Genomic DNA, 24,642 nt, shown 5'->3' on the forward strand with positions numbered 1-24,642 from the left:
TAATTTTAACTTACTGCTGCTTTTGCGGCGGGAAGTTGCTTAAAATATTAGCGACTGTTTCTTTAATTGATGCTTCGCGTTGCTCAGGCGATTGTTTTTTCTTTAAACGGCCTTCTTTTGCGCCGCGCCATACAAGTTGGTTTGATTCGCGGTCAATAATATCAATTACTAACGTACCCACTTCGTATTCGCGGGCGCTAATGTCGCGTTGAAAACCCGTACCCCAGTATCCCCAACGTGCGCCGTAGCCTACGTTAAAGCTGTCTACTTCTAGCTCTTTATCTACCGATGCATGGTAGTTAACTAGTACGTCAGCTTGGGCTGGGTCTACTAAGCTCATACCTAATGTTTGGCTAAGCTCTTTATTAACGGCAGTACGTACACGTTTTTCCATTAAGCCGTTAATTTGGTAGTTTGTGGTGTCTTTGGTTAGGCTCGCGTTTTCTACCCAAGCAAATGTTTTAAAATTACTAAAGTTGGCTGATTTGTCGTAATCCCAGTCTGGGGTTTGCGTACAGGCTGTAAGTAATGTCAGCGCTGCAACAATAAGTATATTTTTCATTACCTTTGCTCCAATAAAATGCGTTAATTTAAAATAACACACATCGTTTAAATGTGTATTAGTTTAACGTCCTATATTTTAGTTTAGTTGGTTTGCCTTAACGGCCAATTAATTGTGTTCAACTTCAATCCAGTCTTTTTCGTCTACCCAGTTTTGGGCGCCATCTTTTACTGAACGAATAGGTACAATGTAATCACAGCTTACCTGCGGCTTAACCGAGGCAAAAATTGGCACAAAGCCAAAGCTCAGTGCCGTTTCTATGATTGCTTTTTGGTTTTGCGGGTCAATGTCGGCCGCTTCATCAATATAAATAGGTATACGGTAAAGGTTTTGTTCCTGATCGCTTAATAAGTAACGAATAAACAACATGCCACATAATAACTTAATAGTAATCCGCGTCCCGTTTGAACCGGCTGAATCGATTTTTTCAAAGTGTTCGGTTTCACCTGCGCGGTTAACCACTTCAAAACGAATATCAAATAAATCAGTTAATGTAAGGCCTGCTTTGTCGGAGGCAAGTTTTATTAGGTGATCTTTTGATTCGTTTACCGCGCTTTCGCTGTAAGGTTCTTGGCTTAATAAATCAAGGGTGTCGCCTTGTTCAAACTGATGCGACGTGCTGATAATGGTATCAATACTATCAACCAGCATTTTGCGCGGTATTACGTTAATTTTAAACGCTTGAAGGTTAGAAATACGGTGCTGGCTTATCCCTTTATTAAAGCTGTTCATTTCGCGGCGAAGTCGGTCTAAGTCTTCACGCAAGCCTTTAATTGTGGCGGCTACTTCGGTCAGGGCTACGCGGCCTTGGCGCTCAACGGCATCGCGTTCGTTATCAAGGTTATGAAATGCGCTAATCAACTTTTGGTATTTAGTAAATTCGTCGTTTTCGTTATCGAACTTAGTAATACCCGCGTTATATACATGCAAATAGGTATTACGTACGTTTATGTCAAAGTTGCGCAGCTCTTGGCAGTCTTTATTAAAGTGATGTACTAAGTCGCTTAAGTTATCAAAGTCGACTGTTATATCAATCATATACGGGGTAACTTTACCGCTGTATAAATCAAGCGTGTGGTCAATTCGCTCGCTTTTAACTTGGCGTAGACGCTCAGTTTGGCGACTAATTTGCTCTTGCTTAGATTTAATTAACGAGCGCCTGTCAGCAATTGAGCCACTATTTTTTTGAATGTCTTGTAGGTAGTCGTCAACTTGTTCGCGCTCTGCTAATAACTGCTCTTTTAGCATGGATTGCGCTTCTACCGACTGCTGCATTACCTCAAATTGCTCTAAGCGTTTTAGGGCGCTCTCTGCGCTCATTAGCTCATCGTAAAGTGCATCTTTTTCTTTTTGTTTATCGGCCACGTTAGCGGCTACTTCGCGCTGTTGTTTAAACTCTTTTAACGAGCGTTCCAGCGCGTCTAGCTGAGCGCTAAGCTGGGCTTTGTTTTCGCCGCTTTGCATTTGCACTGGGGAAAGTTTTTTAAGTTTAATGCTTGCCCCTGGTAGGGTTAGTACACCGCCTTTAACGTTTTCGCTTAATAGCGATAAAAATTCTCCAAAGGCGTCTTCATCATCAATGGTTATATCGCCATTGCTGGTGGTGGCAAACGAGAGTATATCGGGGTTTAAAATGCGCGATATTTCTTCTACTTCTTTAAGCGATAGGTCTTCGCGCATTCGAGTAAACAAATTAAACTCAAGGTTTTTAAGCTGCAGTTTTAAGCTTTTAATTTGCTTTTGCGTTTCGCTAATGCGGTAATCAAGCGTGTGTAGGCTTTGCCCTTGTGCGCTGGTAATAGAGTGCGAAAGCGACTCGTAGTCTTGCTTAAGTTGGCTAAGGTTGGTTTTAAGGGTGGCTTTATTTACCAGTTCAAACTCGCTTTTAAGAGCGCTGTAATCTAAAAACCATTGCTCAATTTGGGTTTGCCTGCGTTCTATATCGCGCGATTGCTGTACGTATAAGCTTTGCTTTTGCTCAAACTCGTGTTTTTCGTGCTCTATGTCTTCAAGGGCAATGGCTAGTTCGCTTAGTTGCTCTTCTTGGTAGGTATCAAAGTCTATTAATGCTTGATCAATTTTAGGCGCGTAGGCTGCTAACTTACCTTTAAGCACGGTTTGGTTTTCAAGCATTGATTCAAGCGCTGTTATTGGCTCTTGCATTGATTCAAGCGCTTTTAACTCGCGTTTAGCACGATTTACTTTATCAAACGAGCGACGCCATACTTCGTAAAAGTCCACTTTAGAGTTAGACATATGGCGTTCAAACACACGTAGCATAAAGCGTTTAACATCGCTTGCACCCAATTTGTGTAAGTTAAGAATACGCCTAAAAATTTCTTTATAAATGGCGGAGTCTTGCACGTTATTAAGCGGGATCATTTTTAAATTAATGTCGCCGTCAAAAGGGGTTGCGCCGCCGGTAAGCAGGGCGTTTAGCTCTTGTGCTTTAAGCTCTATAGGGTTGTAACCTTGCGTTTTTAAATGATTAAACAGCTTGGTAAACTTAATAATGGTATTACCTTGCGTGTACTGCGCTAAATCAAGTTTGCCCTGATAACAAAAGTACTGATGCGCGTAACCGGCTATTTTACCAAGGCCTGCTACACCAATAACCACCGAGCCATGGGGGAGGTTGGCTTCGAGCAAAATGTACGACTGATCTGATGAAAAATAAAATTTACGGGTTTCATCTAAATCGTGCCCGTCCCATTCGGTTAAGCGTAAATCGTTTATTAGCGGAAATTGCAGGGCGTTTATAACCGAGCTTTTACCGGTATTGTTTGGCGCACAAATAGAGCTGCTTTTATCAAGCGGAATAACACATTTTGCATAACCTGCGGTATTAAGTAGGGCGAGTTTACTTAGTCCGTATAAGTTTTTCATTGCTCGTCCTCTGTAATGTAGGTTTCTTCGTTTACTTCCATAAGTGCATCAATATAGCGGTGAATAGGCGCTTGTAGCATAAAGCCGCCTTCTACTTCGCGGGCAAGGCCTAAACGTACCATGCGCAGGTATACGTCTTTTCGTAAATCTGAGCCCGAAAATATCTCAAGCTGATCAAACAAGTGCTTATTAATTTGCACTAAGGTTTGCATCAGTTCTAAATCGTTTACTTCATCAAATAGGGCACGCATTGGGTCTTTACCCGTATTGGCAAAATGCTCAATTAAAATGTAAATAGTCAGTGCAATAGCACGGGATATTTTACCCATGTTTGGCGTGCTTTCGTCGCTGCCAAAGTAGTAAAAGCCGCGGCTGTCGTGTTTTAAATCGTGGCCAAGGGCGCTAAATAAGGCGCTATAAGATTCTATGTGCTGGTCAAGCTCTTGCCACATTACGTTGTCTTGTTCGCAAATATGGTAACCCGCACCTAATTTTTTATTAATGGCTTGTAGGTGCGTAAGCTCGTCTAAGTTTATATGTGTCATGTGTTACTCGTCTGCCTGTGTATCTGGCTGAGGCGCAGAATTAAATGGGTATAACGAAAAATGCTGACCGGCAATTTTTACGCGTGTTTTTTTATCGCTTTGGCTAATGTGAATTTCACTGTCGCTGACTAGTTTTTGATATAAAAATAGCATTTCGTCGGCGTCTAATTCTGGGTAGCTTTCATCTAAAAATTGCAGCAATGGCTGGGGCTTTTTACGCTTTTTATTAAAGCGTTTTGCAAAGCTTTTTTTAACATCATGGTAATCAGGAATGTTTGGCGTAACAAATGCCGGCACGTCTTGTTGCTCTGGGAGCTGGTATTCTTCGTGTTCAAATTCTACCAAGCTTGCCATATAGGCAACTATATGACGCTGCTGGCCAAGCGAATAACGCTGCGCATCGCTTACAAAATTTGGTTGTACCGCGCTTAGCATGTTGTCTACGCCATTTTTACGCACAAGGCCAAGCACTTTGGCTGCCTGGCGGGTAATTAGGTTATTACGGCGTAGCTCTTCACGCAGTGGCATAAGCATATCGGCACTTTTGCGTAAGCTTTCTCGGCCAACTAAATGCATTTCGAGTATGCGAGTACGCAATTGCTCAAGCATACGTTTGTCGTTGTAGGCTTTGCCTGAGCGTTCAATGTGCTCTATTTGCTTACTTATTTGTTGCTCAATAAGTGTAAAACAGGCATGAAAGTCACCGCGAATATCGACCATTTCAAGCATCGGCTCTATGTATTCGTCAAAGGCTTCTATTACCGCTTTGTAGCGCTTTTGCAAAGATTGCACCGCGTGATCAGATTTAGCTTGCTCAACAATGTTTAAAATAGCGTTTTCGTTGTGCGCGTAAAGCTTCATTATTTTACGCACCCGATCATCCATAATGCGGCTATAGCGGCGTAAATCGTCAAAGTCTTCTATTTCGCCGGCATTATCTAAACGGTTTCCTAGGCGTGCTAAATCATCAACCAAAACGCTAATTTCTTGTGCTAAACCTAGGTGTTCTTCTTGTAATAAAAAGGTCGCAAAATCGGCAATGGCGCGGTTTATTTCAAGCTGGGATGATTTAGCCAATGGAATAAGTATATCTTGATTGAGCAAACGGTTAGTTTCTTTGTATATGCGCTCGTTTGTCCATGTGGGCTGTTTTTGCTTAATGGCGTTTTGCACGTCTTTGAGGCTAAAGTCGGCCATTTTAAAACGTTTAAATAATAGCTCTAAAACACCCCAGTGTTCGCTAAGGGTATTAAGCAGCTTTTTAGCTGGGATCATAATGCGGTGATACATCCTAGTAATGAGTTAACTACGCTTAAAGCAGAGCGTAGTTTTTATATTTTTATAATAAAAAGTACTCGTTATTAACTGGCTTAATTTACACATTTTTTTAGCTGGCGTACAGGCGAGTTACATTAAGCGCTGTAAAAGTAGCCAGCAATGTAAACCTTGGCTAAATTATTCGCGTTATATTAGCTAAAACACCTTGACAGCTAGACGTCTAAACGATAACTTTCAAAGCCCCGCTACACAGTGGGGTTTTGTTTTATTAGCCACAGGTTAATACAACATTCAGAAGAGGTGCGATACTTAGGTATTTAATGGTAGGTGACGAACGCCCATAACCATTAAAGAGGGAAGTACTCGCCGAGGAAAACAAGGTTACGTCAACCGTGTTTTTCGGTTTATGGGGCTGAATCCCCAAAACTGTCACCAACTTAGGTGGAGAGCTTCTGGCAGCGGACTCATCTTATTTGCATTCCTTTGCCAAGTTCTTCTTGTTTTTTAGCGGTTTGGATACCGCGAAAGGAGACGAAATGACTACCCAATCAGTGCCACAAACAGTATCAGGCGCAAAATCAGATTACATCGTTGCCAAATTTGGCGGAACCAGTGTTGCAAACTTTGAAGCGATGAGTCGCTGCAGCGAAATTATTGTTGCAGATAAAAGCGTACGTATTGTAGCTGTGAGCGCCAGTGCCGGCGTAACTAACCACTTAGTTGCACTGTGCAAACCCGACCTTAGTAAAGAGCAGCGCCAAGCACACATAGATGGCGTATTAGCTATTCAACAGGCTATTTTAGATGAGCTGTCGCTTGATGCCGATTTAGCGGTGGGTTTTAACGAAACGTTAAAAGCATTTCAAATTTTAGCCCTTGAAACACTCACCACTGATCAACAACACGATGAGCTGCTTAGCTTTGGCGAGCGTTTATCGTCTTATTTATTTGCTCAAGTGCTGCGCTTAAAAGGCTTAAATGCAGATAGGTTTGATGTACGCAAAGTGCTTAAAACAGACAGCCAATTTGGTAAAGCAACGCCCGATGTTGCGGCCACTGCACAAGCCGCTAAAGACCTGTTAATTCCGTTATTAGATGAGCAAGTAATAGTTACACAAGGGTTTATTGGTAGTGATGAATTTGGCCAAACCACAACGCTTGGTCGTGGTGGCTCTGACTACAGTGCGGCGTTATTAGCAGAGGCTATTAACGCTAAAAGTGTACACATTTGGACCGATGTAGTGGGTATTTTTAGCACCGACCCGCGTTTATGCGCTAAGGCAACGCCAATTGCCCGTTTAAGCTTTGATGAAGCCGCAGAAATGGCGACATTTGGCGCAAAAGTATTGCACCCTGCGACTATTTTACCAGCAAGCCGTAGCCATATTAATGTATTTGTAGGCTCTAGCCGCGAGCCAGAGCGCGGGGGGACGTGGATTGAGCGTGAAAAATCGCAGCAGCCAGGTATTCGTGCCGTTACGCAGCGTAAAAACCAAATATTGCTAACGCTTAAAAGCCCAGAAATGTTATTAGCAAGTGGCTTTTTGGCCCGTGTATTTACCATTTTGAGTGAATTTAATATATCGGTAGACTTAGTGACTACCTCAGAAATTAGTGTTGCCATTACGCTCGATAACGCGCCTAATGCCTCGCGACCTGAGCTTGAGCAAGCGTGTTTAGATAAATTGGCCGAATTTTGTCATGTATCGGTTGAAAACAACTTAACCTTAGTGGCGCTTATAGGCTCTGAAATACAGCTACGCCAGCACGAAATGAACCTAATGAACGTATTAAAAGAGTTTAATATTCGTTTAATTTGTCATGGTGCAAGTAAGCACAACTTATGCTTTTTAGTAGAGCAAAGCGAATCAGATACCGTGGTACAAGCAATACACAGCCGCTTATTAGAAAGCGCTGCTTAAGCTTTTAAAGCCAAGTTATTCAGTATCCAAGTTATTAAGTATAAAGCACCGCCAGTCGGTGCTTTTTTTATGCGCCACGCTTATATCAAACTCCTCATTGGCAACCGTTATGCTGTTACTCGATGCTGTAAGGTTTAACAAAGAAAATTCATCAAATACATTTGGGCTAAGCAATTGCGCTATTGGGCGGCTAGTTGCTTTAGCGAGTGCCTCTTTTAAGGTCCAAATTCTAAAAAAGCGGTAGGCTTGCTCTTTTATAGCCAAAGGCGCGGTAATTAAGGCAATTTCAGCCTTATGATAAAAATGCTTAGCGAGCTTTTCGAATGGGCGTTTTAAGTTTATTTTTTCAATATCAAAGCCAAACTCCGACTTAGTAACATTCAGTGCTACTCCAACTAAGCCATGTGAGTGCGAAATACAGGTATTAATAACGGTGTGGTTTATATGGAGCTGCAGTTTTGAGCACTCTTCATTAAAGTGGGTGCTCATTTTATTAAGCGGTATGTGTGCGTATTGGGGCTGAGTATGCTTTGCAAGTTGCTTTAGTAATATGCGCGATGCTACATATTCTTGCTTTGCTTGCATGCGTTTACGGCGATTTATAACGCTTAGCTCAAATGGGCTTAGGTACTGGGTTAAATCAAGGTGTTCTACATTAAGTGTGTTGGCATTAAACACTAAAATAGTATTGTTGTTAGGGGATAAATCGCTATAAAAAGAGGGAGCAATACTTAGGGTGTTTTTAAAAAAGTGGTTAGTCATACGCGCTTAAAATAAGTGAGTGCTGTAATTATGAGCGGTTAACAGCGCTTATTTATGCCAAAAGCAATTTTATTACTCAGTTGGCATTAAATATGGTTTAATTCACAATAATCAAAGAATAACAGAATTTGTAGATGTATGGCACAAGTGCGTGATGGATTTCAAAGCCGTTTTGGTTTTGTTTTAGCCGCTGCAGGCGCAGCAGTGGGTTTAGGTAATATTTGGGGTTTTCCTACGCAGGCGGCCAACCATGGTGGCGGTGCATTTTTATTGGTTTACTTTGTAGTTATATTTTTACTTGCGCTACCTGCGCTTTATACCGAACTTTATTTAGGCCACCAAGCGCAAGCAAACCCAGTAAAAGCATTGGGTAATGCGTGGCAAAATACCAACAAAAAAGTAGGGGCTGCCGCAGGATATATTGGCCTTGCTGGCGCTGTGGTTATGCTTAGCTTTTATTCTATTGTAGCTGGGTGGATGCTCTCTTACGCGATAGAGCCTATTACTAAATTTTTTGGTTTTACCGCCGCAAGCGAATTTTTACACAGCGACTCTATGGTGCGTAATTTTATATTTACGCCGCTTATGCTTATTTTAACCGCCAGTATTATTTTAAAAGGGGTTAAATCTGGGATTGAAACCTGGTCACGCCGTTTAATGCCATTGTTATTGGTGCTACTAATAGGCTTAATTTTTTATATAGCCAGTTTAGAAGGCGCCAGCGAAGGGTTTGCTGCTTATTTAATTCCTAATTTTAGCCAAGTGCTTGACCCAAATTTAATCATTGCTGCAATGGGGCAGGCGTTTTTCTCGCTCTCATTAGGGGTTGGCTGCATGATGATTTATGGCTCGTACCTGCAGCCAGATGCAAACCTGCCAAAACTAACTGCAAGCGTTGCACTGCTTGATACCAGCGTGGCCTTTTTAGCAGGTTTACTGATAGTGCCTGCAATTTATGTAGCGCAGCATAACGGAGTAGAGGTGTTTAGCGGCGGAAAACTTATAGGTGAAGGGCAGCTTATATTTGCTATTTTACCTGAGCTTTTTAGTACCATGGGCGAAATTGGTTTACTAATTGGGTTACTGTTTTTTGTACTTATGTCGATTGCATCGGTTACATCGACTATTTCTACCACAGAAATACCGGTAGCGTTTTTAGTAGAAAACCACCGCGTAGATCGTACTAAAGCAACGTGGGCCGTTAGCCTAGTGGTGTTAATATGCGCTAGTGCAATAATATTAAACTTTGAGTGGCTATTTGGTTTAGTAATCATGCTATTTACTCAGTACCAACTACCACTTATGGGGCTATTTTATTTTATAACCGCAGGTTGGATGTGGAAACGCGGTAATAAGCTTCATAAAGCCAGCACCGGCGCGCATTACTGGTTTGCTCAATACATTCGTTTTGTGTGCCCAGTATTAATGACTCTTGTTTTTGCAAACGTTGCGTTTGGCTAGAGTATTTTAAGCTTTACCCGTTATGTAAATAGCAAAACGGGTAAAGCTAAATTAATGGGCCGCGGCTTTATAAAACCTCATTAGTTAAAGGTCTCTGTTCATTAATTTCTATTGCGTTTTGTATGGTGGTATTGGCAATTTTGCTAAGGGCTTCTTGAGTAAAAAAGCCTTGGTGGCCAGTTATTAATACGTTTTTAAAACTAACTAAGCGTGAGAATATATCGTCTTGGTTTATCTCGTCGCTATGGTTTTTAAAAAATAGCTCCGACTCCTGCTCGTACACATCAAGCCCTAAATACCCTAGCTTTTTAGTTTTAAGCGCATTTATACACGCTTTGCTATTAAGTAGCGCACCACGCGAAGTGTTAATTAGCATTACCCCAGGTTTCATTTTATTAAATGCATCGTCATTTATTAAATGATGTGTTTGCTCATTCAGTGGGCAGTGCAATGAAATTATATCGCTTTGAGTAAGCAGCGAATCTAAATCGGTAATGGTGTAATTGCCAGGTGTTGCATAAGGGTCGCACACTAAAACATGCGCGCCAAAGCCATTTAAAATATTACAAAGGGCAAGGCCAATTTTACCACAACCTATAATGCCAACTGTTTTGCCGTGTAAGTTAAAGCCTAATAAACCGTTTAAATCAAAGTTGTCTTCGCGTACGCGGTTATAGGCTTTATGTGTTTTACGGCTAAGGGTAAGCATAAGTGCAACACAGTGCTCAGCTACGGCTTCTGGGCTGTAGGCGGGTACTCGTAATACCTTAATGTTGTGTGCTTTGGCAGCCACTAAATCAACATTATTAAACCCTGCGCAGCGAAGTAAAATAGTATTAATTCCTTGCTCAGCAAGGTGCTCAATAACGAGGGCGTTAACTGTGTCGTTTACAAATACACACACAGCATCAAACCCTTTAGCAAGCAGGGCTGTTTGCTCGTTCAGTGCTTGCTCAAAGTAACAAATCTCTATTTGAGGGTGTTTGTTAATACTGCGCTCAAAAAAAGGCTGCTCGTATTTTTGCGTACTAAAAAAAGCAATGTTCATGTTATTTACTCCAAAGCCTAGCTGTTATACCAATGCGCATAATCAAGTGCTCCATTTTGAGGATGGAAAAACGTGTTTATAGCAAGGCAAAAAATTCGCTATTTAGTTGTTCTCGGCAATTGCTCCTGCATTGCTCTACCTTCTGCATCCATGCAGTCGTAAATGAGAGTTTTTTAACGCAGATAGCGACACGTTTAGCCCCTAAAAATGATTAAGTATTATTGCCGATTGGTATTATACGTAACCTTAAACTAGTTTAATAAAGCATGCTTGAGTAACCACCCATTTATTGATTTAGAATAATTAAGCGCCTTTTAATGCATTAAAGTTGGGTATTATTTTTGCGTTATTTAAATTATTAGCGTTTAGTGCGCTAGGTAAATTTGCCTCTATGACCTGTTTAAGCGTTTCGGGCTTGGTGCGCGGCGCATAACGTGCAACGAGCTGACCTTGTGGGTTAATTAAAAACTTGGTGAAGTTCCACTTTACTGCGCGGTTTTGCGAAATACCACGGGTATGCGACTTTAAGTAATTAAACAGCGGATGCGCCTCGGGCCCATTTACCATTACCTTACCAAACACTTTGAACGACACGTCAAATTGTCCTTGATAAAAGTCTTTAATTGCGAGGTTATCAAGCGGCTCGTTTTGGCCAAATTGATGACACGGAAACGCTAAGATAGTGAAACCGCTATTTTTATATTCTTGATAGAGCTTTTCTAGCGAACTTAATTGCACCGAAAAATTGCACTTACTTGCTGTATTAACAATAAGTACTGTTTTGCCTTTTAGCTGGCTAAGCGCAAAGCTTTTGCTGTTGTACAAAGGGGCACTAAATTGATAAATACTATCCATGGTTACCTACTTATTTCCTTACGTTGGAAATTTATAAAGACTTAATTCGCTTTTTAAGCAGCCGATTGACATAATCGGGCATAGTTTCTAAGTTAGCAGGAAAATAAGGCACTTTTATGTCAATCAATGTTGCATTTATAGGTTTAGGGGTAATGGGTTACCCAATGGCAGGGCATTTAGCAAAAGCGGGCTTTAATGTGTGTGTATATAACCGCACTCAAGCAAAGGCGCAAAGCTGGGTAGATGAGTATGCAGGAGGTTTTGCTACCACGCCGCGAGAAGCTGCTAATAATGCTGATATTGTATTTATGTGTGTAGGTAATGATGATGACTTACGTGCGGTTGTTTATGGTGAAAATGGTGTTTTAGCGGGGATGGCCGTTAATAGCATTTTGGTTGACCATACAACGACATCGGCCGAAGTAGCCCGTGAAGTAGCAGAAAAAGCAGCCTTGCAAAATATCGATTTTATAGACGCGCCTGTATCAGGCGGACAAGCAGGTGCTGAAAACGGCGTGCTTACAGTCATGGCTGGCGGTAACGAAGCTGTTTTCACTAAAGTGCAACCCGTAATGGCGGCATATAGCCGTTTTAGCCAGTTATTAGGCGATGTGGGCGCAGGGCAGTTATGTAAAATGGTTAATCAAATTTGTATTGCCGGCGTAGTGCAAGGCTTAGCCGAGGGCTTACACTTTGCTAAACAAGCAGGGCTTGATGGTGAAAAGGTAATTGAAACCATTTCAAAAGGGGCTGCGGGTTCGTGGCAAATGGAAAACCGCTATAAAACAATGTGGGCAGGTGAGTACGAGTTTGGTTTTGCCGTAGATTGGATGCGCAAAGATTTAGGCATCGCGCTTGATGAAGCTAAAAACAACGGCGCTACGTTACCGATGACCGCAACGGTTGATCAATATTACGCCGACGTACAAGCGCTTGGTGGCGGCCGATACGATACATCAAGCTTACTAGCACGCATTGAAGCACTACATAAAAAATAACGTTTACATTGAGTATATCAATGTAAACACGAAGCTTGCTGGCGTGATGGGCAAAGCCCGTAAAGTGATTTATTCACAAAGAGGTAAGAGGCGCTGCGCTTTTAGAGGAAGAGATAGATCTAAAAGGTTGTTGTTTTTATGTTTTCTCATTTACTTCTCATTCGCTTCTCTTTGTGAGTAGTGTTTTATTTATGTAATTAAAAGCTGCGCTTTTCATGTGAGCAAGCTCTACGTCTACCGCTAAGGTGTAGATATGGGTTTTACTTGTAGACGCGAAGCTTGCTTGCGTGATGGGCAAAGCCCGTAAAGTGATTTATTCACAAAGAGGATAAGAGGCGCTGCGCTTTTAGAGGAATAGATAGTTCTAAAAAGGTTTTTGTTTTTATATCTTCTCATTTACTCCTCATTCGCTTCTCTTTGTGGATTATTTTATATTTAAAAAACTGCGCTTATCACGTGAGCAAGCTCTACCTCTACCACGCTGGTGTAGACATGGGTTTTACTTGTAGACGCGAAGCTTGCTTACGTGACGGGCAAAGCCCGTAAAGTAATTTATTCACAAAGAGGATAAGAGGCGCTTCGCTTTTAGAGGCAGTGATAGTTCTAAAAAGATTGTTGTTGGCCTTTATGTTTTCTCATTTACTTCTCATTCGTTTCTCTTTGTGCAAAAAATTTTGGCTTTGATTGTAGTAGTAAAGTTATATAAAACAAAAAACGCGACACTTTATTGCTAAAGTGTCGCGTTTTAAAAGTGTTCTACACAAACTTAAACTAAATTACATGCTTTGCGCGTAGTTATACAAAGCCTTTAAAATGGTTAGGTTTTTTTCGCTGTCGTCGTGCTCATGGGCCAAGTTTTCAAGGGTGATCATAAAATCTTGTGCACTAATTGAGGGTTGATCTTCTCCGTGCATTAACTTGTTTTGGCAATACTGACGCCATTGGTCAAGCTCTTGCTGGTTGAGCGTTTCAGGCCAGTTTCGCGCGCGGTATCTAAACAGTAATGTATTGAACTTTTTATCTTCAAAATCTAAATTTAAGCCCGCTAGCTCGTCTGGTTTAGCATCGCGAATAATCGCAAATTTAGCTTTGTCGGCATGGCTTGTAAAGCCATCGTAAAGTAAGTAATCAACGTTAGTGGTTGCGCTGTAACCGCCTTTTTCATTAAACACTTCGGTTACTTTATCGCGAAGCTCGGTATTGGCTTTTAAAATAGCTAAATTAGCGAGGCATTGCTCGCGGTCAATGCCTAAACGGGCTGCATTTTCAGGTAATAACGTTTTAGCAGGCGCTAAAATAGGGCACTTGTTTAAATGCACCAATTTTAAACCAACAGGTAAATCACCCTCGGCTAAATCAACACGTTTGGTGTATAAACGTTTACGTAACTCTTCTACGTTTAAATCAAGCAATACTTGCGGGTTTTGGGTTAAATCAAAACATATAATGGCGTTTTTATTTACCGGATGAAAGCTCATAGGCGCCACCCACGTAGTACAGCCTTGCGTTGCAGGAATACGCGATGATGTGTGTACCAGCGGCGTCATGTTAAATACATCAACTAACTCACCAAGCGCTTTTTTATTACGCAGCCCAAAAAAGAAGTTATAAAGCTTTGGTTGTTTTTCTTTTATAAGTTTAGCCAGTGCAATAGTGGCAGTTACATCGCTTAGCGCATCGTGAGCAGCGGCGTGTTCAATGCCATTAGCTACCGTTAAATGTTCAAGCTTAAAGCTCGGGCTGCCGTCTTCTTTTAACGGCCATTCAATCCCCTCAGGGCGCAGCGCATAACACGCACGTACTAAATCAATAATATCCCAGCGGCTGTTATTGTTTTTATATTCGCGCTCGTACGGGTCGTAAAAGTTACGGTAAAAGCTATAACGGCTTACTTCGTCATCAAAGCGAATACTGTTATAACCAGCCACACAGGTGTTTGGCGCACTAAATTCAGCGTGAATTTTGGCTATAAACTCAGCCTCAACCAAACCTTTTTGCATCGCCACTTGTGGCGTAATACCGGTAATTAAACATGCCTCAGGGTGAGGCAAGTAATCCGCTTGCGGCTTACAATATTCAATAAGCGGCTCGCCAATTATATTTAAATCAAGATCGGTACGAATTCCCGCAAACTGACTCGGCTTATCCTTCTGAGGGCTCGCCCCCCAGGTCTCATAATCGTGCCAGTAGATTGTTGCTTGATTTTGCTCTTGATATGCCATGCTAAAAACCCTGAGAAGTTAACTTAAAAACGCCTAAATGCACGCCAAGTTACTAAAATAATGAATTATTTAGATTATGGCATATGGGCGAGGGAGTTTATAGGTTTGCGATTGATAAGGGAGTTAAATTAGGTGGTGTTTACTAATTATAATTAAAGCACTTGCTATGAATTGCTTACTAGTTTGGCATTAGACTAAAGTCTATAAGTTAATTTTCTTCACTTATTGGTTTTGTTTTAATCGTTTGTCGGTTTTGTGTTAATTCTCTAAAGTTGAATTGTCGGCAACAAGCACGACTAACTCAACAGGAATATAATCATGAAAAGCTCACTTATCAAAACCATCGCTCTTGGCTCTTTATTAACTTGCTCAGCTGCTGTAATGGCTGATACAAGTGACTACAAATTAATGGTTATCGAACAAGCGACTGCACCGCAGCCAATTGAGCAGTCGTTTAATAGTTGCGCACTGAATGTTAAGTCAAAAAACTATGCTGAAGCTGAAGCAATTTGTACAAAAGCAATCGCACTTTTAAAAGATGCAGACGGCCCTAAATTTAAAGTACGCCAACTTACGTCATTCGCGTTAAGTAACCGAGGTGTTGCGCGCTTAAAATCAAATAATGACACCGCAGCCATTGCTGATTTGTACGAGGCAGTGCAAATGTCTAACAGTACAATGGTATCGCATAATTTAACACTTGCTAAAGAAGAGCTTGCGCTATAAAAAAGCACTAAACATGCTTTAATTAAGCCAGTGTATAAAAAGCCCATGTTAGGTTTATTCTTAACATGGGCTTTTTGCGTTGCACGGTTAAAAAGTGCAAATCATAAAAGTGGAAACTACCTATTAGGCTTTAAATTTAAGAGAGCTAGATTATGGATGTCACCAGTACGTTGAGCATATTTGAAATTAGCGCGATTTTTTTATCTATAACCGCATTACTTGCTTATATAAATCATCGGTTTATTGGCCTGCCAACCACCATTGGGGTGATGGTTATTTCGCTTTTAGTGTCTATTGCGGCCATATTTTTGGGCTTTTTAGGGTTTGATGAACTTATTGATTACGAAGTAAGCCTACTTGATCAACTCAATTTTACTCATGTATTGCTCGATGGCATGCTCTCAATGCTGCTTTTTGCTGGGGCGCTGCACGTTAATGTAAGTGACTTAAGACGTTATAAATTACCCATAGGTATTTTAGCGTGTGTGGGTACGCTAGTTTCAACAGTGATTATTGCTACAGCGTTATATGTAGTAGTGCCTTTATTGGGATTTAATTTATCGTTTATATGGTGTTTATTATTTGGTGCGTTGATTTCGCCAACCGATCCGATAGCGGTGATGGGTATTTTACGCTCTGCTGGTGCGCCTAAAAGTATTGAAACCGTAATAGCGGGGGAGTCGCTATTTAATGATGGTATAGGCGTGGTGGTATTTGCGCTTTTATTAGGAATTTTAACCAGTGGTGATATGCCAACTACATACTCAGTGGCTCATACACTCGCTGTTGAAGCGGGGGGCGGTATAATATTTGGTTTAATATTGGGCGGTGCTTTAAATTATTTATTAAAAGCAATAGATAGCTACCAAGAAGAAGTATTACTTACGCTAGCGGGTGTTATAGGCGGTTATGCATTGGCGAGTCACTGGCACTTATCGGGGCCACTTGCGATGGTTATGGTGGGATTAATGGTGGGTAATCATGGCCGTAATTTAGCCATGAGTGATAAAACACGCCACTATGTTGATTTGTTTTGGGAGCTAATTGATGAAATTTTAAATGCCATTTTATTTGTGCTAATTGGCCTTGAAGTGGTAATGATTGTGTACTCAGCTAATTTGCTGGTGGCGGGCGTTTTAACCATTTTAATTGCGCTATGCGCACGTCTTATTGTGGTTGGCCTAACAACAACTATTTTTAATAAACAGCTCGAGCTGCCCAGCGGTGCATGGAAAGTGTTAACCTGGGGAGGGTTACGTGGCGGTATTTCGGTGGCACTGGTGTTGCAGCTCCCTGATGGAGCGCAGCGTAATATATTATTGGCTTTAACTTATGCAGTGGTGGTTTTTTCAATTTTAGTGCAAGGCTTGAGCGTAGGAAAAGTCGCCAAAAGCATAAAAACAAAATAAATTATAAAGACTGATTTTTGTACATTTCGCTGGCTTGTTTGCGTAGCTACAGCATAAGATTCGTTTTAAAACCTTTTTCAAAACAAGCAGTAATTACGCTGGTTTACACGCTGTTAAACATTTAAATTTGTACGTATATTAGACTAAAGTCTATAGGTTAATTTTCTTCACTTATTGAGTTTGTTTTTCTCGTTTGTCGGCGCTGAGCTATTACTCTAAAGTTCAGTTGTCGGCAACAAGCGCGACTAACTTAATTAGGAAAGACAAACCATGAAACGTACACTTTTAAAAACCATCGCTCTTGGCTCATTACTAACTTGCTCAGCAGCTGTAATGGCTGATTCAAGTGACTACAAACTAATGGTTATCAAAACCGCTACTGCACCATTGCCACTTGAAGAGTCATTCAATAGCTGCGCACTTAACGTTAAATCTAAAAATTACGCTCAAGCTGAAGAAATTTGTACTAAAGCCATTGCACTATTACAAGATGCACAAGGCCCTAAATTTAAAGTACGCCAGCTTACATCGTACGCTTTAAGCAACCGTGGCGTTGCACGTTTAAAAGCGCATAACGATACAGCAGCATTAGCTGATTTATACGAAGCAGTACAAATCTCTGAAAACACTTTAGTGTCTCATAACTTAACTCGCGCTAAAGAAGAGCTTGCCTTATAAAGCAATTTAATTAGCGAGAGTCACAAAAAAGCCCCTACCGATTTATATTCGGTAGGGGCTTTTTTGTGCGTGTAATAAAATTTTTTATAAAACTCACATGTAAATTTAAAAGCGAGAAAGCCCGTTTTAGAAAGCTTAATTTTTGGAATTATTACTTTTACCTGTTTTTTATACGAGGTTTCTGTAAAATTAATGAGTTAACATTTGTTATTGATTTATAACACCTGTTATTGACGTAATCATTCAACTAAATATAAGCAGGTTATATGATTTTCTATATTGTTGGGTTGAGTACATTGGTTATTATTTTGTGTTTAGCTATTTATGTTATTTATAGCAATATACGCAAAAACCGAGTAAGAAAAACTAAGGAATACAATGTGCTGTTTGATAAAGACACCATTGTAGATGAGCTTATTACTCAACTTACGGATAAAAACCAAGCCCAAGCAGATAAACATAAAAAAATAAAAGGCAAAGAAGAGATCCTTGCAACATTTATAGAATTGCATCGCTCAGGTAGTTTTTGTGCGCATTTAAGCGAGCAAGAAATTATTTACTTTGTTAAGAAAAAACTAAACATGGAGAGTAATGAAAATGGATAGCGATAAAAAAGCGGTTCCAGAAGAAAAGTCACAATCATTTATAGGTCGTTTTGGCCGCCGAAATGTCATTTTAGTAACATCAATAGTGGTTGTGTTGGCTGTTATAGCAACGCTTACTTCACAAGTTATTTCTTGGAACGAAGCTGACGAGCGCTTAGTTCATCAATCGGCGTTTACCGGAAAGTTAACGGTTATTAACCAAGCTGGCCCATACTTAAAAGCATTTGGCACTACATCTGCTTATAAAAAGGTTATATCGATTAACTTTACGGGTGACGAAAACGCGACTGCCAGTGCAATTGTACCTCTTATTCCAATACGCTTTTTGGATACAACAACCGGTGGTGCACGTGGTGTATCGCGCTTTAGGTTGCCAGGCAATGTACCAGCCACTGAAAAAGGTGAATTACGTGGATTACTAAAAATACACGAAGAGTTTGGTTCGCAAGATACGCTTATATCTAATTTACTTATGCGTGCTACTACAGAAAACGTTAAAGCGTCGGCGCGTATGATGTCGGTTGAGCAGCATTATTCTGGTGGAAACGGGCAACTTAGCCAAGACTTCTCTGATCAACTTACTAATGGTATTTTTGTTACTGAGCAAATAATCAGCAGCGGTGAGCGGGATAAAAGCGATGAACTAGGTAGCTTAAGTAAACAGCAGCGTGTAACGGTAAATATTAAATCTGATAAAGAGGGTAAACCGCTGCGTAATGCGCCGATTTTAGGTGCGTATGGTATTACTGTTGTAGATGCAAGTATTATTGATATTGACTACGAAAGTAAAGTAAACGCGCGCTTAGAAGCGCAAAAGCAAGCGGCTGCAGATGAAGCCTTGGCACGTCAAAATCTTAAAAAAGCAGAGCAACAAGCGCGTACAGAAGTTGCCTTAGGCGAACAAGCAATAGCAAAGCAGCGGGCAGAGTCTGAAAAGCTTAAAATTAAAGAGCAAATCGATGCCGAGCGTATTAAAGCGAATGCTATTATTTCTGCGCAGCAACGTGTAGCTGTAAAAGCTGAGTTGGCTAAAGAGCAAGAAGAGATATTAAAGCAACAGCGTTTAGAAGCACTAGGCATGGATGTGTTAGCTGAGGCACGCTTACGTGCTAAATCAGCAGCGCTTGATCCTAAATATGTGTTTGATGAAACATTAAAAGCTGAGGTGAAAATTCAAACTGCTTTATTCAATAGTTTAGGAAAAAGCCGTTTAGTGCCTGAAATTGTAATAGGTGCAGGGCAGGGCGAACAAAGCAATGGTTCTGAATTTATGCGATTATTAGCGGCAGATGCGGCTTTAAGTCTTAAAAAACGTTTAGAAAAAGACCAAAAATAAACAATTAAATATACAAGCAATAGTGAGTTTTTGGCTATAAAGACTCTACACCAATAAAAACGCTGGCTGATATATCAGCCAGCGTTTTTTATTATGTGTTTTTTGCTATTGTATTATGCAGATAAGCCTATACCAATGCGTAATAATACTTAATTAAGCGAATTGGTATTAGATGCTAGTGAAAACAGTTTTTCAATTACACAGTAAAAAAGAGTGAGTAGTATTGATGGGCTCCAGCAAAAATCAGCTTAATTTAGACTTAGGACAAGAGCATATTACTATCCAACGCCGTTATGAAGCATTAGGCGCAGTTAACGATTTTTTAATTGCGGTGTGGTTTTTAATTGGTAGCTTTTTCTTTTTAAATGAGTCATTAGTTGAAAGCGGTACCTGGCTTTTTATAGCTGGCAGTGCGCAATTAATAATAAAACCTGTATTAAAATTAATGAGTTTAGTTCACGTAAAAAAAGTGTTTCGTTCTAACAATACTCACTAGGCGTTCAGGTATTGTAATTAATAATTTAATGACGACTTACAGCAAAGGTAATGCATTGAAACTACTAAAGTGGACTTTGGGCGCAGTTATAATTTTATTAATAGTGGGTTTACTCATTCCTGAGAAGCTAGTAATTCCTGTGCAAGGCGCTACAAGTAAAGATTGGAACCACAATACGTTTTGGTATGAGCCGTGGGGGCGCTCGGGTGTACATAAAGGAATTGATATTTTTGGCGCTAAAAACACGCCTGTGGTTGCTGCAACAAGCGGTATTGTTATTTTTTCAGGTGAACTAAACCGAGGTGGCAAAGTGGTTGCGGTATTAGGTGCAAAATGGCGAGTGCATTATTTTGCACATTTAAATGACTACAATGTAAGTGCAGGGGATGTAGTTAGCATAAACAGCCAAATTGGCTTACTGGGTGATACCGGTAATGCTGCAGGAAAGCAACCTCATGTGCATTATTCTATATTATCGCTTATGCCTATGCCGTGGCTTTTTACAACACAAAGACAAGGGTGGAAAAAGATGTTTTTTTTAAACCCACATAAAAAGTTAACTGCTAACTAACTCAGTTTTATGTATGGATGGGCCTTTACTGATTAGCTGCCAACGTTGTTAACTCACTTGTTTTTGCTGTATTTTTTTGAGAGTGAAAGAAACGCTATTTAAAGCAGGCATTAGACTAAAGTCTATAAGTTAGATTTTCTCACTTATTAGGTTTGTTTTTATCGTTTGTCGGGGGGAGAGGATTTATCTAAAGTTAAGTTGTCGCCAATAAGTACGACTAACCAAACAGGAAGATAATCATGAAACGTACACTTTTAAAAACCATCGCTCTTGGCTCATTATTAACTTGCTCAGCTGCTGCAATGGCTGATCAAAGTGACTACAAATTAATGGTTATTGAAGATTCTGTAACAGCCGCGCCGGAGTTTGAACAGCCATTTAATAGCTGTGCACTTAATGTAGAATCTAAAAACTACACAGAAGCTGAAGCCATTTGTACACAAGCAATTGCCTTATTAAAAGAAAGCCGTGGCCCACGTTTAAAAGTACGCGAACTTACATCGTTTGCATTAAGTAACCGTGGTGTAGCCCGCATGATGGCAAAAAAAGACACCGCAGGCCTTTCAGATTTATACGAAGCGTATCAAATCTCTAAAAACTCACTGGTATCTCATAATTTAACGCGTGCTAAAGAAGATTTATCGTTATAAATTTATTACTTAGCACTTAAAAAGCCCCTGCGAGTTTATAAACTCGCGGGGGCTTTTTAGTTTTTATTTTTGAAATTAACCAATGTGAGTTGTTAATTTTTAAGCGGGTTTAACGTGTATCCTCACTTAAATACCTATTTTAATTGGGGGTTTTAAACTTAAAATATGGTAATAACACCATTGCAAGTAAGGTTAACCGAGAATCACAGGGTTAATTGTTTTTAAAATCGGGATATTTTACTAATGGCTAAGCGTATATAAAATGCTCTAAGGGTATTAAATTTCTTTATATTTGCGTCTATTTTCATTAAAGTACTTAAAATATAGCAAATTCAGTTAACATTAATCTTTGTAAATAAGTTTATGTTTAATGTCATTTAGCTGTTTTGTGCATTTTTCTAATTAAAACTAAAAATAAATAAGTAACTGCACTTTTAATGGAACTACGTGATTTTAGCGCAGATAAAAGGATTTAAAATGAAACTTACCTTCAATCGCATTGTTGCATCTTTTTTTGCAGCAACTGTTAGCCTCTCTGTAACCGCCGAAGATATAGAGCTATACGTAAACCATAACGTAGAAACCGATGAAAACCCCCGTGTTGTGATTATTTTTGATACCTCCGGAAGTATGGGAAGTAAGCTTCCTTACAACGGACCTAAAAAAATAGATGCAGCTAAAGATGCCATGACCCAACTGGTTAATGATAATAGCGCCATTGACTTTGGTTTAATGCGTTTTAATGGTAACAACGGTGGTTATATTATGGCTGGTTTAGGCTCATCACATGACACTATTTTAGGCCAAATTGAAAAGCTACCTGCTAGCGGAAACACCCCCGTTACAGAAACCTTATGGGAAGCCTACCTTTATATGACAGGCCAAACCGTTTGGTATGGACAAAATACCAATCAACGTGACTTTAGTGTAGAGACCAATGACAACCCTTTAACGCCCCCTGATTATATATCGCCGTTTAGACAGGCATATGGTTCGCAAGAGCGCTGTGATAATTCTATAAATTTAATATTAATGACCGACGGCGACCCTACTCAGGATAATAACCGTAATGACGATATTAAAGATTTATACAAGCAAAAATTTGGTTATAACCCAAGTAAAACAAGTAACAGTTATTTAGCGGTATTAGCGCAAATAATTCATGGTACACAAGACGTTGAAATAGATCTTTACGAAGACACACCGGAAGTAGCAGACACAGGCCGCGTATTTACTATTGGTTTTGGTAGTGGCATGAGTAGCAAAGGTAAAACGCTTCTTGAAAAAACCGCTGAACTAGGTGGTGGCGAGTACCTTCACGCAGATACCTCAGCAGAGCTCTCTGAAGCATTAAATAATACTATTTCTAGAATACGCGAAGTAAACGATAGCTTTTCATCGCCTACGGTTGCCAGTAATAACGTTGACCAAACCCGCAGCCGAGAAGCAATTTATTTTGCTATGTTCTACCCTGAGACCGGGGCTCGTTGGGGCGGAAATTTAAAAAAATTAGTTATGTCGGGCTCTAACATAGTTGACTCTACAGGCCGTGAGGCGATAGGTGACGACGGCTTAATTAAAGAAGACGCTCGCACGTTTTGGCTACCTTCAAATAAACCGGCCGATGGTAATTTAGTCGCACAAGGGGGCGTAAACTACTTACTTTCAAGCTTAGACTCACAAAGCCGCAAACTGTATATAGATTCGGACGGTAGTATTGTTGATTTTACCTTTGATAGAGTTAAAGAAATTTTAAATATAGTGTCAGACGCCATAGGTGGCATCATACCGGGCACTGATATTGCTATCTCGCGCAATGATATTAATTGGGCAAGAGGCATGGATGTAGATAACGAAGATAGCGATAGCTCATCAGTAGATCAGCGTGCCAATATTTTTGGTGATCCTTTGCATTCTAAACCGGTATCTATTGATTATGGTGATGGCAACATACGTATTTTAGTGGGCACTAATGCTGGCTTTCTGCACATGTTTAACGATAAAGGTAACAGCATTGAAGAGGAGTGGGCGTTTATGCCTGCTGAGCTGTTAAAAAACATACCTGCACTTCGTACAAATCAAGCCAATACTAAAGTATATGGTATGGATGGGCCTATTAGTGTGTTTTTTAACAATAAAAGTTTAAACAGTGACGGCTTAAATGACGGAGTAATAGATGCCACTAAAGGTGATGAAGTATGGGCATTTGCTGGCATGCGCCGCGGGGGTAAAAACTATTATGCACTTGATATTAGCTCACCAGATAAACCAAAACAGCTTTGGAGTAAGCCTATTGTAGGCGGCTCAGATGGGTTTGAATACCTAGCTCAAACCTGGTCAAAACCACAAATAGCCTATATTAAAGCGTTTGGAGATGAGCCTTTACTGGTATTTGGTGGCGGATACGATACAAACAAAGACAACGCGATTCGTAGCGAGGATGAATCAGGCACGGGCATTTACATTGTTAAGGCTAAAACCGGCGAAAGAGTATGGGCGTTAACGCCCGAGGATAATAATTTCCAAGGTAAGCACAGTATAGCTGCCGATATAGCAACGCTTGACTCAGATTATGATGGTTACATTGACCGTTTATATGCCACCGATACGGGGGGTAATATTTGGCGTGTGGATATGCCAGGCTCTGACAAAAATAGTTTTTCTCATTACAAATTAGCAGAGCTTGGCAGTTCATTAGCAACGCAAGACCGACGCTTTTTTTACAAGCCACTAGTGGCACGTACTATGTTTAGTAAAGTGAGCAAAACGATCTATGGCGATGAAGAAATAACCACACGATTAGATACGCCTTACGATGCAATCGTTATAGGCAGTGGTAATCGCTCAAATCCGCTTGCAACCAATGAGCAAGATCACCTTTACATGATTCGCGATGAACAAACCGTAACTAAAACCTTCGATTCACAAAATACGCCAGAGCCCATAGTGCCAAGTGATTTAATGCGTATGAATGACGACCCATTTGGCAATGCACTAGATAATGTAGATGAGTTTGTAGAACTTGAAGCTGATTTAGCAGGCTTTAAAGGGTGGCGATATGAGCTAAGTAATGGTGAAAAATCATTAGCTGCAGCCACCGTAGTAGGAGGCGTAGCTTATTATACATCGTTTACACCTGCACTAGAGTCTGATAAAAATCAGTGTTCTTTAACTGGAGGCGGTGGTGCAATGTACGCTTTTCATTTGCACTATGGCACAAAAGTGTACGACCAACTTAAATTTACTACCAGCTACGATGTACCCGACACCGCTCAGTTGTATTTTGGTGAAGGCGACTCATGTATAGATGCTAATAATAATGGATTATGTGATGTGCCAACACCTGATGATGGTGACCCAGATGACGGTACCCCAGGTGGTGGCTACGAGTACGAAGAAACAATACCTGTTAGCCAAGTAAGCCAGTTTTATTTAATCGGCCCGAGCCTTACTGGGGAAGGCGCAGTAAACCCTATCAAACCGCCTGAAATTAACGGACCAGGGCTAACTGTTGTTGATGGTAAAGTTAAACTTGTAAATGACAGTGATACATTAGGCTTTGGCTTTAAAACGCAGCAAACCTACATATATAAGCGTAAAGAAAACGATTCTTCATCTGATTAGGTTAGCCT

The 24,642-nt window shown here is 40.4% G+C and carries 20 protein-coding genes and 1 riboswitch; of the genes, 12 read left to right on the forward strand and 8 right to left on the reverse strand.

All coding sequences use genetic code 11. The features are described 5' to 3' along the window. Positions 1–10: 10 nt before the first annotated feature. From MSC25_RS00465 to MSC25_RS00480, 4 genes are all read right to left on the reverse strand, one after another. On the reverse strand, positions 11–562 hold the full coding sequence (locus tag MSC25_RS00465; protein WP_004587699.1) for a DUF4136 domain-containing protein: 552 nt from the start codon (positions 560–562) through the stop codon (positions 11–13). A 108-nt stretch (positions 563–670) separates the two neighbouring features. After that, positions 671–3,448: an ATPase gene (locus tag MSC25_RS00470; RefSeq protein ID WP_248442090.1), complete on the reverse strand. Its 2,778-nt coding sequence runs from the start codon at positions 3,446–3,448 to the stop codon at positions 671–673. Beyond that, positions 3,445–3,993 (reverse strand): hypothetical protein, encoded by a 549-nt coding sequence (locus MSC25_RS00475; protein ID WP_248442091.1) that lies wholly within the window; start codon positions 3,991–3,993, stop codon positions 3,445–3,447. Before MSC25_RS00475 ends, MSC25_RS00470 begins: the two co-directional genes overlap by 4 nt. Before the next feature lie 3 nt (positions 3,994–3,996). Further along, a complete protein-coding gene (locus MSC25_RS00480; RefSeq protein WP_248442092.1) occupies positions 3,997–5,268 on the reverse strand; it encodes a hypothetical protein in 1,272 nt (423 codons plus the stop codon). A 290-nt stretch (positions 5,269–5,558) separates the two neighbouring features. Further along, positions 5,559–5,731, forward strand: a riboswitch (Lysine riboswitch). 76 nt (positions 5,732–5,807) lie between these two features. Here MSC25_RS00480 and lysC point away from each other — a divergent pair. Further along, positions 5,808–7,193, forward strand: a complete 1,386-nt coding sequence (lysC, locus tag MSC25_RS00485; RefSeq protein ID WP_248442093.1) for a lysine-sensitive aspartokinase 3 — start codon at positions 5,808–5,810, stop codon at positions 7,191–7,193. A gap of 15 nt (positions 7,194–7,208) precedes the next feature. Here lysC and MSC25_RS00490 read toward each other — a convergent pair whose 3' ends face one another. Beyond that, positions 7,209–7,955, reverse strand: coding sequence for a 4'-phosphopantetheinyl transferase superfamily protein (locus MSC25_RS00490; protein WP_248442094.1), 747 nt, complete (start codon positions 7,953–7,955; stop codon positions 7,209–7,211). A 138-nt stretch (positions 7,956–8,093) separates the two neighbouring features. Here MSC25_RS00490 and MSC25_RS00495 point away from each other — a divergent pair, with 138 nt between their 5' ends. After that, positions 8,094–9,416, forward strand: coding sequence for a sodium-dependent transporter (locus MSC25_RS00495; protein WP_248442095.1), 1,323 nt, complete (start codon positions 8,094–8,096; stop codon positions 9,414–9,416). Between the two features lie 67 nt (positions 9,417–9,483). Here the strand turns inward: MSC25_RS00495 and MSC25_RS00500 are convergent, their stop codons facing one another. Beyond that, positions 9,484–10,464: a 2-hydroxyacid dehydrogenase gene (locus MSC25_RS00500; protein ID WP_248442096.1), complete on the reverse strand. Its 981-nt coding sequence runs from the start codon at positions 10,462–10,464 to the stop codon at positions 9,484–9,486. A gap of 303 nt (positions 10,465–10,767) precedes the next feature. Then, complete coding sequence (locus MSC25_RS00505) at positions 10,768–11,319, reverse strand: glutathione peroxidase (RefSeq protein ID WP_248442097.1); 552 nt, start codon at positions 11,317–11,319, stop codon at positions 10,768–10,770. A gap of 116 nt (positions 11,320–11,435) precedes the next feature. On the opposite strand from MSC25_RS00505, the gene MSC25_RS00510 reads away from it, so the two are divergent. Beyond that, complete coding sequence (locus tag MSC25_RS00510; RefSeq protein ID WP_248442098.1) at positions 11,436–12,317, forward strand: NAD(P)-dependent oxidoreductase; 882 nt, start codon at positions 11,436–11,438, stop codon at positions 12,315–12,317. A gap of 776 nt (positions 12,318–13,093) precedes the next feature. Here MSC25_RS00510 and sbcB read toward each other — a convergent pair. Then, positions 13,094–14,539, reverse strand: a complete 1,446-nt coding sequence (gene sbcB, locus MSC25_RS00515) for an exodeoxyribonuclease I (RefSeq protein WP_248442099.1) — start codon at positions 14,537–14,539, stop codon at positions 13,094–13,096. A gap of 318 nt (positions 14,540–14,857) precedes the next feature. On the opposite strand from sbcB, the gene MSC25_RS00520 reads away from it, so the two are divergent. From MSC25_RS00520 to MSC25_RS00560, 9 genes are all read left to right on the forward strand, one after another. Then, positions 14,858–15,265: a hypothetical protein gene (locus tag MSC25_RS00520; RefSeq protein WP_248442100.1), complete on the forward strand. Its 408-nt coding sequence runs from the start codon at positions 14,858–14,860 to the stop codon at positions 15,263–15,265. Positions 15,266–15,417: 152 nt separating this feature from the next. Then, the gene (locus MSC25_RS00525; RefSeq protein WP_004587202.1) at positions 15,418–16,674 is read left to right on the forward strand and encodes a sodium:proton antiporter; all 1,257 of its coding nucleotides are present in this window, start codon (positions 15,418–15,420) and stop codon (positions 16,672–16,674) included. Positions 16,675–16,944: 270 nt separating this feature from the next. Beyond that, positions 16,945–17,352: a hypothetical protein gene (locus tag MSC25_RS00530; RefSeq protein ID WP_096739465.1), complete on the forward strand. Its 408-nt coding sequence runs from the start codon at positions 16,945–16,947 to the stop codon at positions 17,350–17,352. Positions 17,353–17,618: 266 nt separating this feature from the next. After that, the gene (locus MSC25_RS00535) at positions 17,619–17,957 is read left to right on the forward strand and encodes a hypothetical protein (protein ID WP_039972209.1); all 339 of its coding nucleotides are present in this window, start codon (positions 17,619–17,621) and stop codon (positions 17,955–17,957) included. Beyond that, positions 17,950–19,293: an SPFH domain-containing protein gene (locus tag MSC25_RS00540; protein ID WP_004587205.1), complete on the forward strand. Its 1,344-nt coding sequence runs from the start codon at positions 17,950–17,952 to the stop codon at positions 19,291–19,293. The genes MSC25_RS00535 and MSC25_RS00540 overlap by 8 nt, the downstream gene beginning before the upstream one ends. 226 nt (positions 19,294–19,519) lie before the next feature. After that, positions 19,520–19,789 (forward strand): YrhK family protein, encoded by a 270-nt coding sequence (locus MSC25_RS00545; protein WP_004587206.1) that lies wholly within the window; start codon positions 19,520–19,522, stop codon positions 19,787–19,789. A 28-nt stretch (positions 19,790–19,817) separates the two neighbouring features. Continuing rightward, positions 19,818–20,360, forward strand: coding sequence for a M23 family metallopeptidase (locus MSC25_RS00550; RefSeq protein ID WP_248442101.1), 543 nt, complete (start codon positions 19,818–19,820; stop codon positions 20,358–20,360). 239 nt (positions 20,361–20,599) lie between these two features. Then, positions 20,600–21,010, forward strand: a complete 411-nt coding sequence (locus tag MSC25_RS00555; RefSeq protein WP_004587208.1) for a hypothetical protein — start codon at positions 20,600–20,602, stop codon at positions 21,008–21,010. Positions 21,011–21,487: 477 nt separating this feature from the next. Then, entirely contained in the window at positions 21,488–24,634 is a 3,147-nt protein-coding gene (locus MSC25_RS00560; protein ID WP_248442102.1) for a PilC/PilY family type IV pilus protein, read from the forward strand. Positions 24,635–24,642: the final 8 nt, after the last annotated feature.

The organism is Pseudoalteromonas sp. 1CM17D (assembly GCF_023161805.1).
In the GTDB taxonomy this organism is placed as follows: domain Bacteria; phylum Pseudomonadota; class Gammaproteobacteria; order Enterobacterales; family Alteromonadaceae; genus Pseudoalteromonas; species Pseudoalteromonas atlantica.

Excerpts from the sequence above, each read along its gene's own strand:
- MSC25_RS00470 (WP_248442090.1), bottom strand. The coding sequence starts at position 3,448 with ATGAAAAACTTATACGGACTAAGTAAACTCGCCCTACTTAATACCGCA.
- MSC25_RS00545 (WP_004587206.1), top strand. The coding sequence starts at position 19,520 with ATGGGCTCCAGCAAAAATCAGCTTAATTTAGACTTAGGACAAGAGCAT.
- MSC25_RS00490 (WP_248442094.1), bottom strand. The coding sequence starts at position 7,955 with ATGACTAACCACTTTTTTAAAAACACCCTAAGTATTGCTCCCTCTTTT.
- MSC25_RS00510 (WP_248442098.1), top strand. The coding sequence starts at position 11,436 with ATGTCAATCAATGTTGCATTTATAGGTTTAGGGGTAATGGGTTACCCA.
- MSC25_RS00530 (WP_096739465.1), top strand. The coding sequence starts at position 16,945 with ATGAAACGTACACTTTTAAAAACCATCGCTCTTGGCTCATTACTAACT.
- MSC25_RS00550 (WP_248442101.1), top strand. The coding sequence starts at position 19,818 with ATGACGACTTACAGCAAAGGTAATGCATTGAAACTACTAAAGTGGACT.
- MSC25_RS00535 (WP_039972209.1), top strand. The coding sequence starts at position 17,619 with ATGATTTTCTATATTGTTGGGTTGAGTACATTGGTTATTATTTTGTGT.
- MSC25_RS00525 (WP_004587202.1), top strand. The coding sequence starts at position 15,418 with ATGGATGTCACCAGTACGTTGAGCATATTTGAAATTAGCGCGATTTTT.
- MSC25_RS00465 (WP_004587699.1), bottom strand. The coding sequence starts at position 562 with ATGAAAAATATACTTATTGTTGCAGCGCTGACATTACTTACAGCCTGT.
- MSC25_RS00495 (WP_248442095.1), top strand. The coding sequence starts at position 8,094 with ATGGCACAAGTGCGTGATGGATTTCAAAGCCGTTTTGGTTTTGTTTTA.
- MSC25_RS00480 (WP_248442092.1), bottom strand. The coding sequence starts at position 5,268 with ATGATCCCAGCTAAAAAGCTGCTTAATACCCTTAGCGAACACTGGGGT.
- MSC25_RS00555 (WP_004587208.1), top strand. The coding sequence starts at position 20,600 with ATGAAACGTACACTTTTAAAAACCATCGCTCTTGGCTCATTATTAACT.
- MSC25_RS00500 (WP_248442096.1), bottom strand. The coding sequence starts at position 10,464 with ATGAACATTGCTTTTTTTAGTACGCAAAAATACGAGCAGCCTTTTTTT.
- MSC25_RS00540 (WP_004587205.1), top strand. The coding sequence starts at position 17,950 with ATGGATAGCGATAAAAAAGCGGTTCCAGAAGAAAAGTCACAATCATTT.
- MSC25_RS00475 (WP_248442091.1), bottom strand. The coding sequence starts at position 3,993 with ATGACACATATAAACTTAGACGAGCTTACGCACCTACAAGCCATTAAT.
- lysC (WP_248442093.1), top strand. The coding sequence starts at position 5,808 with ATGACTACCCAATCAGTGCCACAAACAGTATCAGGCGCAAAATCAGAT.
- sbcB (WP_248442099.1), bottom strand. The coding sequence starts at position 14,539 with ATGGCATATCAAGAGCAAAATCAAGCAACAATCTACTGGCACGATTAT.
- MSC25_RS00560 (WP_248442102.1), top strand. The coding sequence starts at position 21,488 with ATGAAACTTACCTTCAATCGCATTGTTGCATCTTTTTTTGCAGCAACT.
- MSC25_RS00505 (WP_248442097.1), bottom strand. The coding sequence starts at position 11,319 with ATGGATAGTATTTATCAATTTAGTGCCCCTTTGTACAACAGCAAAAGC.
- MSC25_RS00520 (WP_248442100.1), top strand. The coding sequence starts at position 14,858 with ATGAAAAGCTCACTTATCAAAACCATCGCTCTTGGCTCTTTATTAACT.